General features: G+C 70.6%; 12 protein-coding genes. 5 read left to right on the forward strand and 7 right to left on the reverse strand.

Annotated features, from left to right (window positions below; translation table 11 throughout):
- Nucleotides 1-259: 259 nt before the first annotated feature.
- A complete protein-coding gene (locus JHN63_RS09835) occupies nt 260-1,471 on the forward strand; it encodes an MFS transporter (protein ID WP_200678889.1) in 1,212 nt (403 codons plus the stop codon).
- A 155-nt stretch (nt 1,472-1,626) separates the two neighbouring features.
- Complete coding sequence (locus tag JHN63_RS09840; protein WP_200678891.1) at nt 1,627-4,287, forward strand: glycosyl hydrolase; 2,661 nt, start codon at nt 1,627-1,629, stop codon at nt 4,285-4,287.
- A 39-nt stretch (nt 4,288-4,326) separates the two neighbouring features.
- Here the strand turns inward: JHN63_RS09840 and JHN63_RS09845 are convergent, their stop codons facing one another.
- The gene (locus JHN63_RS09845; RefSeq protein WP_307781860.1) at nt 4,327-4,533 is read right to left on the reverse strand and encodes an acetyl-CoA synthetase; all 207 of its coding nucleotides are present in this window, start codon (nt 4,531-4,533) and stop codon (nt 4,327-4,329) included.
- 154 nt (nt 4,534-4,687) lie between these two features.
- On the opposite strand from JHN63_RS09845, the gene JHN63_RS09850 reads away from it, so the two are divergent.
- Nucleotides 4,688-4,828: a hypothetical protein gene (locus JHN63_RS09850; RefSeq protein WP_200678895.1), complete on the forward strand. Its 141-nt coding sequence runs from the start codon at nt 4,688-4,690 to the stop codon at nt 4,826-4,828.
- A 467-nt stretch (nt 4,829-5,295) separates the two neighbouring features.
- Here JHN63_RS09850 and JHN63_RS09855 read toward each other — a convergent pair whose 3' ends face one another.
- From JHN63_RS09855 to JHN63_RS09875, 5 genes are all read right to left on the reverse strand, one after another.
- The gene (locus JHN63_RS09855; protein WP_374222907.1) at nt 5,296-5,427 is read right to left on the reverse strand and encodes a hypothetical protein; all 132 of its coding nucleotides are present in this window, start codon (nt 5,425-5,427) and stop codon (nt 5,296-5,298) included.
- Between the two features lie 196 nt (nt 5,428-5,623).
- Nucleotides 5,624-5,902, reverse strand: coding sequence for a hypothetical protein (locus JHN63_RS09860; protein WP_200678897.1), 279 nt, complete (start codon nt 5,900-5,902; stop codon nt 5,624-5,626).
- A 58-nt stretch (nt 5,903-5,960) separates the two neighbouring features.
- Complete coding sequence (locus JHN63_RS09865; protein WP_200678898.1) at nt 5,961-6,236, reverse strand: hypothetical protein; 276 nt, start codon at nt 6,234-6,236, stop codon at nt 5,961-5,963.
- Between the two features lie 104 nt (nt 6,237-6,340).
- Complete coding sequence (locus tag JHN63_RS09870) at nt 6,341-6,715, reverse strand: helix-turn-helix domain-containing protein (RefSeq protein ID WP_200678899.1); 375 nt, start codon at nt 6,713-6,715, stop codon at nt 6,341-6,343.
- Nucleotides 6,716-7,343: 628 nt separating this feature from the next.
- On the reverse strand, nt 7,344-8,045 hold the full coding sequence (locus JHN63_RS09875) for an SDR family oxidoreductase (protein WP_200678900.1): 702 nt from the start codon (nt 8,043-8,045) through the stop codon (nt 7,344-7,346).
- A gap of 197 nt (nt 8,046-8,242) precedes the next feature.
- On the opposite strand from JHN63_RS09875, the gene JHN63_RS09880 reads away from it, so the two are divergent.
- On the forward strand, nt 8,243-8,944 hold the full coding sequence (locus JHN63_RS09880) for a TetR/AcrR family transcriptional regulator (RefSeq protein WP_200678901.1): 702 nt from the start codon (nt 8,243-8,245) through the stop codon (nt 8,942-8,944).
- Between the two features lie 44 nt (nt 8,945-8,988).
- On the opposite strand, the gene JHN63_RS54220 is transcribed toward JHN63_RS09880, so the two are convergent.
- Nucleotides 8,989-11,280, reverse strand: coding sequence for a helix-turn-helix transcriptional regulator (locus tag JHN63_RS54220; protein WP_200678902.1), 2,292 nt, complete (start codon nt 11,278-11,280; stop codon nt 8,989-8,991).
- 499 nt (nt 11,281-11,779) lie between these two features.
- On the opposite strand from JHN63_RS54220, the gene JHN63_RS09890 reads away from it, so the two are divergent.
- On the forward strand, nt 11,780-14,428 hold the full coding sequence (locus tag JHN63_RS09890) for a LuxR family transcriptional regulator (RefSeq protein ID WP_200678903.1): 2,649 nt from the start codon (nt 11,780-11,782) through the stop codon (nt 14,426-14,428).
- The last annotated feature ends 10 nt before the right edge of the window (nt 14,429-14,438 follow it).

The following is a 14,438-nucleotide window of genomic DNA, read 5'->3' on the forward strand; positions in this document are numbered from 1 at the left end:
TTCGATTCTCGTCACCCGCTCCACCGGAAACCCCCGGGTCGATGACCCGGGGGTTCTTTGTCGTCCGGACCAGTAGGCGGGGTGCGGACCACCACGGCACCATGGTTGACACACCGGCGCGACTTGCTCGGCGGAGCGTCCTGCCCGGACCAGCATGTCCTTGAGGGTGACGCTCGAACAGGCCAAGAGGGTGTGTCCGGTGCCGGACCGAAAGCCGTCCGGCCATGACGCTCTGCCGTTTCCTGGAGATCCTGTACCCGTGACCGATCCCAGCAGCACCCCGCGGCCGACCGGACGCCGCCCCATGTGGCTGACCCGCAACGTCAAGGTGCTCTGCGGGGTGTCCTTTCTCCAGGACGCGGCCAGCGAACTGCTCTACCCGATCCTGCCGATCTTCCTGACCGTGGTGCTGGGCGCCCCGCCCGTCGCGGTCGGTGCCATCGAGGGAGCGGCCGAGGGCGCCGCCTCGATCACCAAGGTGGCCGCCGGGCGCCTCGCGGACCGGTTCGACCGCCGTCCGCTGATCGGCGCGGGATACGGGCTGGCCGCGGTGGGCAAGCTGCTGATCGCGCTGGCGACCGCCTGGCCGCTGGTCCTCGTCGCCAGGGTCACCGACCGGCTCGGCAAGGGGATGCGCGGGGCGCCTCGCGACGCCCTGCTCGTGGAAGGCGTTCCGAACGGACAGCGCGGCAAGGTGTTCGGGCTGCACCGGGCGGCCGACACCGCCGGCGCGGTGGTCGGCCCGCTCGTCGGGCTGGTCCTCTACGAGGCGCTCGACCACAGGTTGCGCCCGCTGTTCTGGGTCGCCGTGATCCCCGCCGTCGCGTCGGTCGCGCTGGTCGCCGCCGTCCGCGACCCCCGCTCCAGCAAGACGGCCGACAGCGCGGCGACGGAGGCGGTCCGGACACCGTGGCGATCCCTGCCGCGCCCGTACTGGCGTGTGATGGGGATCCTGCTCGCCTTCAACCTGGTCAACTTCCCCGACGCGCTGCTGTTGTTGCGCGCCCACGACCTGGGCCTCTCCACGGCCGGGGTGGTGGGCGCCTACGCGGTCTACAACCTCGTCTACGCCGCCCTGTCCTACCCCGCCGGGGCGCTGTCCGACCGGTTGCCGCGCTCGCTGGTCTTCGCCACCGGCTTGTTCTTCTTCGCGATCGGCTATCTGGGCCTCGGCCTGATCCACAGACCCTGGGCGGTGTTCGTGGTGCTGCCGCTCTACGGCGGTTTCGCGGCCTGTACCGACGGCGTCGGCAAGGCCTGGATCTCCACGCTCGTCCCCGACCGCCAACAGGGCACCGCGCAGGGCCTTTTCCAGGGTGCCACCGGTGCTGCCGTGCTCCTCGCGGGCGTGTGGGCCGGGCTCGCCTGGGGCACCGACGGCCACCTTCCGCTGCTGATCTCCGGCGGCATCGCACTGGTCCTCGCCGGTGCGCTGCCGGTCGTTGCCCGCGCGCGGACCGCAACCCCCTGACCCCAAGTCCCCGATGAACGTGCGATGAACCGGTCGGTTCGAGCCATGCTTAGTGACAGGTTCTGGTCAAGGGCTGTCCAAATCCCGGACTCCTCCTGCCGCCGGTGGTCGGGTCGTCCCCGACGGCTGTATCCGTGCCCGCTCGGGAGGACCTGGTGTCACAACCGACCCGCAAGAGACGTTGGTTCACGATCTGTGCCATCACCGCATCCGCCGCACTCGTGGCGATACCCGCCGGCGCCGCGCCCGGTGGGGACAACAGCCCCTTCGGGGCCCGCGCACTGGCTCAACTCGCCTCCGAACGAGGGCAGTCGGTGGGTACCGTCAGCCCGAAAGCCAAGGCCGACGACGACGGCGGTGACGACGGCAACGAGGCCGACGAGATAGCCGAGGGCGCGGACCAGTACGCCGAGGCCCGCACCTCACCCGGCATCGTCGCACCGGGCGCCTACGGCGCCGCCTGGACCAGCCTGACCAACCTGCCCAGCACCGGCGGCAGTTGGCGCAACATCACGAACCTGCCGTACAACTCCGACGACCCGCGCTACCGCGACTACGACTCCAACTCCAGCGGCGGTTCGGGCAATGTCACCGGCCGGATGGCCGCGATGGCCGCCGACGACGAGGGGTACGTGTACGCGGGCAGCGCCGGCGGCGGAGTATGGCGCTCGCACACCGGAGGCGGTCACTGGCAGCCCATCAGCGACAAACTGTCCTCGCAGTCCACCGGCGCGCTCGCGCTGGACGGCACCGGGCGGCTGTGGCTGGGCACGGGCGAGGCGACGACGAACGCGGACGCGTACCTCGGCAGCGGCGTCTACGTCCTGTCGGACCCCCGCCACGGCACGTTCTCCTCCCGCAGCCGGGTCGGCGGCGACGAGCTGGAGTCCACCACCGTCCACGAACTGCGCTTCGGCGGCGGCAAGGTGTGGGCGGCGACCAGCGAGGGCGTGTGGAGCCACTCCACGAAGACGCTCAAGGGCGCCTGGAAACTGGAGTTCGCCCCCAACCCGGCCTATCTGCCGAGTGGTTCGCTGTCGAGCGATCCGTCCGCGCCGTACAAGAACATCGCCAACGACATCGCGATCGACCCCAAGAACCCCTCCAAGGTGGTCCTCGCGGTCGGCTGGCGCAGCGGTGACGACTACAACGGCTTCTACACCAAGGGCTCCGACGGCACCTGGACGCGGATCACCAGCGGCCTGGGCGACCTGCCGGCCGACGCGGACGACGTCGGCAACGTCACCTTCGCCCGCTCCGCCGACGGCTCGCGCTACTACGCCATCGACCAGTCCCCGGAGCAGCTCAACACCAATCCGGACAGCGGTCTTGAGGGTATCTACGTCTCCAAGTCCGGCTCTCCCAGCGGCCCTTGGACGAAGATCGCCGACTACCAGGGCCTGGCCGCCGACGGTTCGGCGCTCACGTCCAGCGGCTACATGCCCGGCGTGCAGGCTTGGTACAACCAGTTCCTGACCGTCGACCCGACGAACGCGGAGCACGTGTACGCGGGCCTGGAGGAGGTCTACGAGACCAAGGACGGCGGCACCAACTGGTCGACGGTCGGCCCGTACTGGAACTTCGGCTTCCCCTGCTGGAGCATCGACCCCACCAAACAGACCGGCGACTGCAGCCCGACCACCCACTCCGACCAGCACGGCGTCGCGATCGGCAGCTACCACGGCAAGAGCTTCGTCTACGTCGGCAACGACGGCGGCGTCTACAAGCGCCCGCTCGACGGCGCCCAGGACGCCTCCGGGCACGCCACCGACTGGACCTCGCTCAACGACGGCACCATCGACACCCTCCAGTACTACTCGGTCGGCGTCGGCAAGGACCTGGCCTACGGCGGCGTTTCCGTCACCGGCGGCCTCCAGGACAACGGCCAGTCGATCCTGCGCAGCAACGACAAGGTCATGGGGTCCAACTTCGGCGGCGACGGCGGCGACACCCTCACCGACCCGGCCAACGGCTGCAACATCGCCGAGGAGTACGTCTACCTCGCCATCCAGGTGACCCAGAACTGCGCGATCAACGACGGGAGTTGGGTCACCGACCCCAGCAAGATCACGTCGTACAGCGTGGCTCCGGCTGACAACGCGACTGGTGAGGCCCGTTTCATCGCCCCGCTCGCTGCGGACGCGAAGAACAGCTCGACCTGGATCGCCGGTGGCCGTCACGTGTGGGTGCAGACCCACGGCTACGCCATCCGCAGCGGCGACGAGTGGACCAGCGTCTACGACCTCGGCGCCGGGCGTACCGCGACCGCCGTCGCGGCCTCGGGCGGCAAGGTGTACGCGGCCTGGTGCGGCCCCTGCAACAACCAGGGCTTCGCCCGCGGCATCTCCGTCGGCAACGCGGACGGCACCGGCTGGCACGACATCACCCTCCCGGCCACCGGCACGGACGGCACCGTACCCAACCGCTACCTCGCCGGCTTCGCCGTCGACCCCAAGAACGCCGACCACGTCTACCTCGCGGTCAACGGCTTCTCCCGGCACTGGACCGAAGGCCCCGGCGCCGGTGTCGGCCACGTCTTCGAGTCCACCGACGGCGGCACCACCTGGAAGGACATCTCGAAGAACCTCCCCGACGTGCCGACGAACTCCGCGGTCGTCACACCGAACGGCGGCCTCGCCGTCGCCACCGACCTGGGCGTCGTCTACCGCGCACCGGGCCGTACGACCTGGCAGCGCGTCGGGAACCTCCCGGCCGTCGCCGTACTCCAGTTGAAGCTGAGCCCGGACGGCAGGACGCTGTACGCGGCCACGCACGGCCGCGGCATCTACACGATCGACGTGCGCGCCTGCCACTGACGCAGCGGCAGGCGGAGGGGTGGTCCCGGGTCGCCGGGATCACCCCTGCGTCGTGTACGGCACCACACTCATGTGCAGCGTCAGGACGACCCGCGCCGCACCCGCCACATCAGGCGCCTTCGCCGACGCGGTGACGTCCGCCGTACCACCCCTCGTCCCCGCACACCGCAGCGAGGCGTGGGCCGTACCGTCCGCGTCGACCCGCCATCCGGAGACCAGGACGAGAACCGGCGCAGAACTCCGCACGGCCGTCCACCGCTTGTCATCCGTGCGAGGCCGCAGGACGAGCGACACCACGGTCCCGGGCCGCATACAGAGCCGCTGTGCGACCGCGTCACCAGGGCTGACGGTGACCTCCCCGTGTCCAGCGACACAGCTCTCCGGCGAAGCGGAGGAACTGGTGGCCGACGCTGACGGGCTTCCCCCGGCCGGGCCGGCGGACGGCACTGCCGGCGTGTGCGTCGACGCGCTGGCCGACGGCGCCGCCGAGCCGCTGCTCTCCGACGGCCCTCCCACCGATCCACCACCGTCCGACGCGTGACACCCCGCCAGGACAACCACCACGGCGACCGTCCATCCACCGGCCCACCACCGCATCCCAGCACCTCCCGGCCCGCGCGTAGGACCACCAGCATGCCCCGACGACGACGCCGAATCCCCCACACACGCGCGATGCGCCGACGGGTGGTCACCCGACGAGCAGCGTGACAAGTGGCTCCGCCCCACGGGTTGTCCCAGTTCTCCGGCACACAGCGCGGCGAAGGCGGCAGACAGTCTCGTCTCGACGGCGTGCCCACAACGTGCCCTCAAGACCGGTGGACCACGGTCGACAGCGGTGCCAACCCGCACTCCCGGGTTCCGCACTGCACCACATATTCCCAGGTCAGACGCCATCCAGCCCGCCAAGCGCCGTCGCTTCCCAAGCTGAGAGTCCGAGTTCGGTTCTCGTCACCCGCTCCATGACAAAGAGCCAGGTCATTGACCCGGGCCTTTTGCTGTCCTCGGACATCATTCGTCGCGTGCCGGATTCGTGCCGGAGAGTGGGTCGTCGGGGTCGGCTGCGACTTCCTGCTGTCGGTTGTCGTCGGAGTGCTGGTGGATCGGCGCGGCTTTCTCGGAGGACTGGTCGGCGCGGGCCATCGTGTGCTTTTGCTCGCTCGGGTGGTGACCCGGTGGTTGGAACAGGCCGCCGACCGCGTAGCCCTGGGCCGGCCGCGTACGAGTCGCGTCGCTACGGGAGTTCGCGGCGCGCGTGAAGAGACCGGGCCGGGTGCGGAAGGGGGCGGCCGCCGTCCGGTGAACGCCCCGCGCTGAGGCTCCGTACCGCCGACTCCCGTCAGGACAGCGGTGTCTCGCGGACCGTGAGCGGGCCGATGATCGCATCCAGGTCCGCGTCCGTGAGGGGGCCGCCGGTGCCCAGGCCCTCCCAGTTCTCCAGCTCCCTGAGTGCCCGGACGGACACCTGGAAGACGCTGAAGAAGCGGGTCATGAGCTGGAACACGGGAAAGTCGTCCCCCATCTCCGCCATCACCCAACGTGCGGCCTCGGAGGCCGGCCGGCCCTCGTCGCCGAACCTCCGCAGTCCGGCTTCGACCGCAGTCTTGTCGCTCGTCAACTGAACACCACCTCGGCCTTGGTGCATTCGCCGGGCGAACCCACCAGTTTCTCGAATGTCACATGGGTGAATCCGTAGCGTTCGGCCATTTTCCCAGTGCCGGTGCCCCACGCCGTTGCCCCGTACCCCTCTTGCCCCGGATTTCAGCACTTCCATGGCATTGAGGAACGTCTCGCCGCCGGTGGGTGCCGTCGCCGTCGGCGTACTCCTCCATGTACTCGCCGCAGGTGTTGTGCACCAGCACGTCGAGGTCGGTCGCGCAGTAGGTGTGGTCGGTCTCCACCTCGAAGGTGAACACCTCGGCCGGGCCCGGCAGTTCGGAGACGCCGTCCACGGCGATCGGCTGCGATCCGCACCACGGCCTCGGCGGCGCATGGCGGCCGCGCGCCGGTCGCCGAGTGGCTTCTGGTGATTGCCGCCGTCCTTGGAGGTACGGCTTCAGCGGTCGGTCGACCGGCTCCGCTCCGGGAGGTGGGTCTTCGCCCACTTCGCGAGTTCGTTGAGTGCGGGCTCCAACGCCGCGCCCGCGGGCGTCAGTTGGTAGGACACCCGCAGTGGCGGGCCGTCGTCCACCTCGCGCACGACGAGTTCCGTGGCGGCGAGTTCGGTCAGGCGGTTGGAGAGCATGCGCCCGCTGATTCCGGGGATCGCCCGGTGCAGGTCGGCGAAGTACGTCGGTCCGGTGATCAGCACGGACATGATGGGGCCGGTCCAGCGCTTTCCGAGGAGTTGGAAGACGCGCGTGATGCCCTCGTCGACCTGTGTACGGGGCGCCGCGTCCTGAGGGGCTGTGCTCCCTTGGGTCGGGGGCATCGGTCGATTCATAGGCATGGCGCGGTCGTGCGGAGGGATCCGTGAGGCATGCGCGGTGCTCGGACGGCGGAACGCGAACCGCTCGGGAGCAGCGGAAGCCACGGTCTGATCTCGCGGTCGCGCTCGTAGGTCATGGCGTCTCCTCGGCGGGCGGATGCCGGGACGGCTTGGGGTGTGTGGTGCTCGTGGCAGGACGATCAGCCCTGGGTCAGCCTCTGAAGACTCGCTCGGACTGGTCGCGGTGGCCCGTGGCTGTCCGTAGAAGGTGGGGGTGCCGGTTGCGGCTTCGCGCATCGCGGGCAGCACCGCCTTGATGGCGGCGACAGCACCGTAGAACTTCGTGCCGCATTCCTGCGGCTTCGGTGTCGGCCGGGGTGGTCGCCTCGGTGGTGTCGAGCCCGGCCGACGGTGAGTAGGCGGGGAGTATTTCGAGGGCGTCGATCCCGCCGAACTGTGCGGCACCGTCCCTGAGCGCCCGAGTGAGGGCATGGCGGTCGAGTCCCCCCGCCGGGAACACTGCGGCCGTGATGCCCTTCGCGGTGAGGATGCCGACCTCCCCTTCCGGGATCGTGCCACGGTGTGGCAGGCCGCGGCGCGATCCCGGTTCGTCGAGGGCGCCGATGCGATGTCAGCCGCGCGGGAAGCCCTCGTCGTCGAGCTTGAAGACGAGTTCGTCCTCGTCGCGCCTGGTGGTGTGCAGCTCCCAGTACATCGGTGAGATCTGCTCGGGCCTGGCCGCCTCCACGCCAGGGAGGACGGAGACGCCGATCGAGGAGTCGATGCCGACGTGGGCTGCCTGGATGCCGGTGTCGGCCAACTCCTTGTGCAGGTTCATCGCCCAGTTGCGCAGCGCCGCCGCGGCGGCGTTGACGTTGGCGACCCGCGGGTCGGGCCAGATCGAGCCGGCGCCGGTGGTGTAGAGCAGGGTGCCCGCACCGGCCTCGCGCATCGCGGGCAGCACCGCCTTGGTGGCGGCGATGGCCCCGTACAGCTGGAAGTTCATCTCGAACTCCACGTCGGTCGGCTCGGTCCCGGCGGGAGCGGTCAGCGCGGTGATGCCGAACGTTCCCACCGGGGAGTACTCCAGGACCTCGATCCCGCCGAACCGTACTGCGGCGTCCTTGAGCGCCTGGGTGAGGGCGTCACGGTCGAGTACGTCCGCGGGGAACGCGGCGGCGGTGATGCCCTCGGCGGTGAGCGTGCTCACGAGGTCGTCGAGCTTGGCGCGGTTGCGGGCGATCAGGGCGACGTCGTAGCCCTGGGAGCCGAAGGTGCGGGCGATGGCCAGGCCCAGCTGGGGGCCGGCTCCGACAATGGCGATGCTGGTCACAGCGATCCTTTCGCAGTGCGCCGTCGAGGAGTCGCGAGCGGCGCCGAAGAGATGGAGGGATGGAGAGGTCGGAGGTGGAGAGGTGGAGAGATATGGAGTGGGCTATCCGTTTCCGGATACGGATAGCCCTTTCCGGTTCACCGCAACCACCGTAGCACAGGAAATGGATAGGGCTTTCCGATTGCTAGACTGCTCTCATGAACCCCGGCGACCAGCACTCCGACGCCCCCGCCGCCCAGCCTGTGCGCAGTGACGTCGAGCGCAACCGGGGGCGGATCCTCGCCGCCGCGCGCACCGTGTTCGGACGTGACGGGCTGGGTGCCTCCATGGCTTCCGTGGCGCGCGAGACAGGTGTCGGGATCGCCACCGTCTTCCGACACTTCCCCACGAAGGAAGCGCTGGTCGCGGCCGTCTTCTCCGATCGCATGGACGCGTACGCCGACGCGGTCGTCGCCGCGCTCGACGACCCCGACCCCTGGCACGGTTTCACCGGCTACATCGAGGCCGCCTGCGCGATGCAGGCCGCCGACAACGGCTTCGCCGACGTCCTGACCATGACCTTCCCCACCGCCAGGGCCATGGAGAAGCGCCGGAACGAGGCGTACGAGGGCATGGTGGAGCTCATCGGCCGCGCCAAGGCCACGGGGCGACTGCGCGAGGACTTCGACCCCTCTGATCTGGTGCTGCTGCACATGGCCAACCTCGGCGTCGTCAACGCCTGCGGCGACGCCGCTCCCGACGCCTGGCGACGCGTCGTAGCCCTGATGATCCAGTCCTTCGAGGCCCCGGCCCGGGCACCCCTTCCCGCCTCGCCCGCGCACGACGACCTCTACAGGGCGATGCTCCGCGCGCTGCCGGCAGGCGACACCGTCGCGCGGAAGCCCGACCCGAAGGGCTGACCTTCCGGGCCCCTCCCGCCAACTCGGGGAGGGCCGTCACGGGCTCACACGTGGAGTCGGCCGGCGAGCATCGCCATGGCGAGTTCGACGCGTGAGCCGTGGCCCGTGCGGGAGAACAGTCGTGACAAGCGGCCCTCGACGCTCTTCTCGCTGGTCCGGAGGATCCTCGCGATCTGCTTGTTCGTCAGTCCCTCGGAGACGAGTACGGCGAGCAGCCGTTCGTTCTCCTCCGCGGTGGCCTGCCGGCCCGGTACCGCCACTCCGCGCGAGCGCATGAGAAGGCGCAGCCAGAACCGGGGCATCAGCGCGTCGAACTCGCCGAGCAGGGCGTAGGTGTCCCGCAGCATCACCGGATCACCCATGCCGGAGCGGATGAGTTGGTACAGGACGGCGCACTCTTCCAGAGGCTGCTGCCGTTGCTGGGCCAGCTGCCGCGCGGCCCGTCCCGCGCCGTGGTCGGTGTGTACGGCCGCGTACAGGACGAGCCGGATCATCTCGGCCCGCTCGGTACCCAGCCTGCGGGCGACTCCCGTTGTCTTCGCCAGGCACTCCTTCAGGACCTCGGGTCGTCCGGCGTGCATCGCGGCGTCGGCCACCCGCAGCCACAACAGGTCGGTCCCCGCCACCACGCCGTCCGACTCGGCGCGGTGGACGGCCGTACGCAGCAGGTGCTCCGCGCGTTCGACCTCTCTGCTGACCAGTTCGCACAGAGCCTGGGCGGAGGTGAGCAGATGAGGCAGCATCGGCTGCCTGGCGCGGGCCAGCGCGAGGAGTTCGCCGGCGCGGGTGAACCTACCGCCGTACACGAGCAGGACCGCCGCGTGGTGATACATCTCGCTCTGAACGGCGTCGCAGGTGTGCACTCCGGTGATGGCGCTCCGGCGGGCCAGGTCCATGGCTTCCCGCGGACGCCCTCGGTGGAGGGCGATGAGCATCCGGCTGGGCAGGCCCAGTTGCCGCAGGTTCCTCCCGGTGTCGGCGAGCAGTCGTTCGGCCCGGCGGATCTCGCCCAGCGTCAGCAGTTCGCCGACCCGGCAGTGCACCTCGGCGGCGGTCGCCCCGCCGGCACGGTGACGGGCGGGCAGGGTGGCGATGCTGCGCTCCACCCCCTCCGTGGTGCCCAGCCACAACTCGGCCGTAGCGGTGAGGAATTCGGCCTTCCACTCGACCAGTCCGCTCCTGTCGTGCCGCCGGACCGCCCCCAGCAGCTCATGGACCTCAGGCCAACGGCCGAGCAGCAGCAGGGCGCAGCCGCGCGTGACGGCTCGTTCCAGAGGCCCGTCCGGGCCGGGGTGCTGGAGCCGGCCGTCCGCCGCGATCTTTTCCAGGGTGGTGATGTCGCCCGCCCGGTACAGAGCGGTCAGGTGGGCGAAGCAGACGTCGAGGAGCTGGTCCGGACGCAGGTGGTCGCGGTGGGTCCGCCGTACGAGCCGCAGGGAGTTCAGGCCCTCCTCGGGTCTGCCCTGCGCCAAGCAGATCTTCGCGTGCTCCAGCAGCAGGCGCGGCCGGTCCACCGGGTCCGAGGTCAGATCGGCGACCGCCCGCAGCCATCGGGCGCCGCGGTGGTCGTCGTACGCGTTGTCGCCGTTGTCGTGTGCCAACCGCTTGGTGGCGGCCAACAGTTCGGTTCTCGCCCGCGCCGGGTCCACCAGGTTTCCCGCAGCCGCGAGTTGCTCGGGAAGGTAGGAGGGATCGGCGCAGTGCGCGGTGCCCTGCCACAGCGCGGACACGGCGATCCGGGCCAGGTTCCGCCGCTCGTAGGGGCCGAGCGAGGCCCGGACCGCGGCCCCGGCGAGCGGCAGCCGGTACTCCCAGACGGAATCCGACCGGCGGTGGCGCAGTACGCCGGCCTCCGCCAGCCGCGCGAGCAGGCCACGGGCCTCCTGCTCGGTGACGGCGACGGCCTCGGCCGTCAGTCTCGGCACGGCCTCGCCCAGCGGGCCGAGGACGGCCACCGCTCTGGCGGCCTCCCAGACCGGCCCGTCCGTGTCACGGACCGGCAGTACCAGTTCGTCGATGACGAACGGGAGCGTGCAGGAGTCGCCGCCGACGAGATAGGCATGCCGGTCGACCACCCGGACGACTCCCTGCTCCCGGGCGGTCCGCAGCACCGCGCGGGCCGCGGCGGGCCAGCCCCGGGTGAGGCGCCACAGCCAGGAGACCAGCGTCGGTTCCGCCCTGGCCTCGATCTCGGCCGCGATCATGTCACCGAGCCGGCGGAGCGAGAGGGGCCGCAGGTTCACGTGGTGCACCAGCCCGTCCTGCCGCAGTCGGCCGAACACCGCGGCGAACACGGCCCGGGACGCCCGGGACACGGGAAGCGTGACGGTTCCCACACATCGTGTGTTCGTCCCGTCCAGCTGTCGGATCAGGCCTTCCAACGAGAAGAGTTCATCCGGGGAGAGATGCTGGAGATGTTCGAGTACGAGTACCTGTCCACGCTTTTCGTCTCCGGCCCGATAACCGAGAAGATGGTCGGAGAGCTGAAATTTGGGTGACGGATCGGCAAAGCTAATGCGCACCGTCTCGGGGGCGGCGGCGAGGGCCTCTGTCCCGTACATACTGTCGTGCGCCGACAATTCACCGAGAACGGAACCGAGTTCCATACCGGAAGGGCTACTCAGCACGACGAGTCTCGGCGAGCCGGGCGCGCGGATCGCTTCGAGGGTATCGACGGCGACACGTGCGTAGGGCGGGACGCTATGCGCTGAATGCATGGATCCTCGCAGGGTGGCAGGGCTCAACCAGATGGTAACCGGCCGCGTCTGTCCGGCGAAGAGAGCCGATACGAGGGTGAGGAGGGCGGGAGCGGTGGCACCCAGAGGGGGTCGGGCCGTGTCCGGCAGGGAAGCCGAACTGTCGGCCCTCGACGAGGCGTACGGACGTCCGCTGCTGTTCATCGTCCGCGGACAGGCCGGTATGGGGAAAACGACCCTGTTGCGGGAAGTCCACCGAACCTGGCGCAGGCGTGGACCGGGAATCATACGGATCACCTGTTCTGCCGGCATTCCGCGATGGGATCTGTTCGGCGCCCGTGCGGTGGTGAAAGCGTTCGGCGATTCCTTTCCCGACAGCGACAGCGGGAATTCCGCGCTGTCCGACGCTATGGCCGCCGTGAACCGGCTCTGTCTGCCGGAAAGCTACGGCTCGGCCCGCGCGCGATCCGCTCTCTTCGCCGAACTGGTGAGGCTTTTCGCATATCTCACCGAGGACGCTCCCGGCGCCGTACTCATCGACGATCTCCATACCGCCCCCGACCCCGCACTCGTCGTGGCCGCCGCCCATCGCGTCGGCTGCACGGTCGTGGCGACGTACCGCGAGGACGGCTGGGCCACCAGGCCGACCAGCTCCGCCTCGCCGCGTACGTTCGCGGATCGTGTCATCGACCTGAGCCCGCTGCCGGACGACCGGATCGACGACCTGGTGGCGGTCGCCGCCCGGGAGCCGCTGGACCAGGCCGTGGCACCCGCACTGCGCGCCGCCCTGGGACCACTGGCCGGAAACCCGGGCACCGTGCTGGACACCTTCGAGGCGCTACGGCGCGAGGGCCATCTCGTACGGTTCCAGGGCCACCTGTGTCTGCGCGAGCCCGCTGCCGGGCCGGCCCTGCCCGACGACCACGCCCTGGTACGGCAGGTCGCGGAGTGCGGCGCCACCGGCGGGCAACTGCTCGCGATCACCGCCTTGTCCGGCCGTTTCTCCATGGATGATCTGCCGGACTTCGCGGCGGCCACCGGTCGCGCTCTCGCTGCGTGCGGCCGGACCGTGGACCGCCTGGTCGCTGTCGGAGCCCTCGTCTGCGACGAGCACGGGGTACTGCGCGTCCCCTGCCCCGCGCTGGTCCCCGCCGTACTGCCCGGCCCGGCCCGGGCGGCCGAGGTGCACCGCGCCCTTGCCGAACACCACCTGCGCGCCGACGGCACAGCGGCACCGGACCCGGCGGTGACGTCCGACCACATTGTGCTCGCCGGCTCCGCGCTGCCGCCCATCCCCTCCGTCGTGCCGCTTCTGGAACGCCAGGCCGACCTGGCGCTCGGGGCCTTCCCTGTCCGGGCAGCACGCCGATACCGGGCCGCCCTGCGGCACTGCGAGCCCGGCGACACCGCGTACTCCCGCATCCTGGCCGCCCTGTTGCCGCTGCTGGTGCGGACGGGCGACTACGACGGCCTCGCGGAGACCGTGGCCGAGACCGTGGTCGTAGGAGTGCCTGCCGGTGGTGGTCCTCGGCAGGCGGAACTCGCGGCGTACGCGGCGCTCGCCGCAGTCCACACCGGGCGACCGGTGCCGGCACCCGTACGAGAAGCCCTGGCCGACGACCCGGAGACCCGCACCGCCCTGGAGTTCGCCGACGGCTGGTTCACCGGCCGGGAGCCGCTCCGGACGAGCCAGGTCCGCCTCGCCTTCGCCCGTCTCCACCTCGGCGGAGTCGACACGGTCCCCACCGACGTGACCGACGGCGACCGCTTCGACCCGGTGGCGCTCTTCGGGCAGGTGCTCGGGACGGCGGCCTACGGCGAACCGGTCACCGGCCCGCTGGCGGCCTACGCCCGGATCGTGCGGGACTACCGGGACGGAGACTGGGCCGGCATCCCGTCCGGGGCCCGGGCACTCGAACTGGCGGGGCCGCCCTGCACCCCCGTCCACCACGCCGTCCGCCTGATCGCCGCGGAGGTGCATTCGACGACGGGCGACTACGAGGGGAGCGCCGCGTGGTTGGAGTCGGCGGGGCACGACGGTCCTTTCCCCGCGCTGTGGGCCTGGGCCTCCATGGGACTGGCCTACCGGACCGGGGAGTGGGAGCGGGCCCGGGAACTCGGCTGGAGCTACTGCGACCGGTCGGCGGACCGCACCGCCGAGGGGAGTGTGGTGGGCATCGGCCGGCTGCTCGTCCGGCTCGCGTTCACCGAGTGGGGGGAGGGCGGTCGCCGGGAGCTGCTGCCCCGCCTGCGTACCGAGGCGGAACGGTGGTACTCCCGGCTGGGCGGTGCGGAGTTGAAGGCCGCCGCACTCATCACCCGCGCCTTCGCCGAGCGCGACACCGACAGCGCGATCGAAGCGGTGGACGTCCTGCGCGAGCACGGCGGCCGGAGCGAACTCCTGCGGGCGTGCGTGACCGTCGCGTTCCTGGCCGACGACCCGCGTCCGTGGCATCAGGAGGCCCACGACATCGCCCGAGGTCTCGGCGACAGCCTCCATCGAACCCCGATGACGGAGTCGATGGGTGCGTCCGGCCTGGCTCCGATGACCTGCGACGACAGCGCCCGTAGTGGCCCCGCCGTCCTGTCCGGCCTCGAAGGGCCCATCACCGCCCTGGTCGGGCGGGGGCTGACCAACCGGCAGATCGCGAGAGAACTCCAGGTGAGTGAGAAGACCGTCGAGAACAACCTCACCCAGGTGTTCGCCAAGACGGGATGCCGCTCACGGCTGGACCTGGCGCTGGCCGTCATGGAGGGCCGCCTCACCGCGTTCCTCCCGCGTTCGTGAGGGATTCCCC

Origin of the sequence: Streptomyces sp. MBT65 (assembly GCF_016612545.1) — a bacterium.
GTDB lineage: Bacteria > Actinomycetota > Actinomycetes > Streptomycetales > Streptomycetaceae > Streptomyces.

Excerpts from the sequence above, each read along its gene's own strand:
- JHN63_RS09870 (WP_200678899.1), bottom strand. The coding sequence starts at position 6,715 with ATGCCCCCGACCCAAGGGAGCACAGCCCCTCAGGACGCGGCGCCCCGT.
- JHN63_RS09855 (WP_374222907.1), bottom strand. The coding sequence starts at position 5,427 with ATGGCCCGCGCCGACCAGTCCTCCGAGAAAGCCGCGCCGATCCACCAG.
- JHN63_RS09880 (WP_200678901.1), top strand. The coding sequence starts at position 8,243 with ATGAACCCCGGCGACCAGCACTCCGACGCCCCCGCCGCCCAGCCTGTG.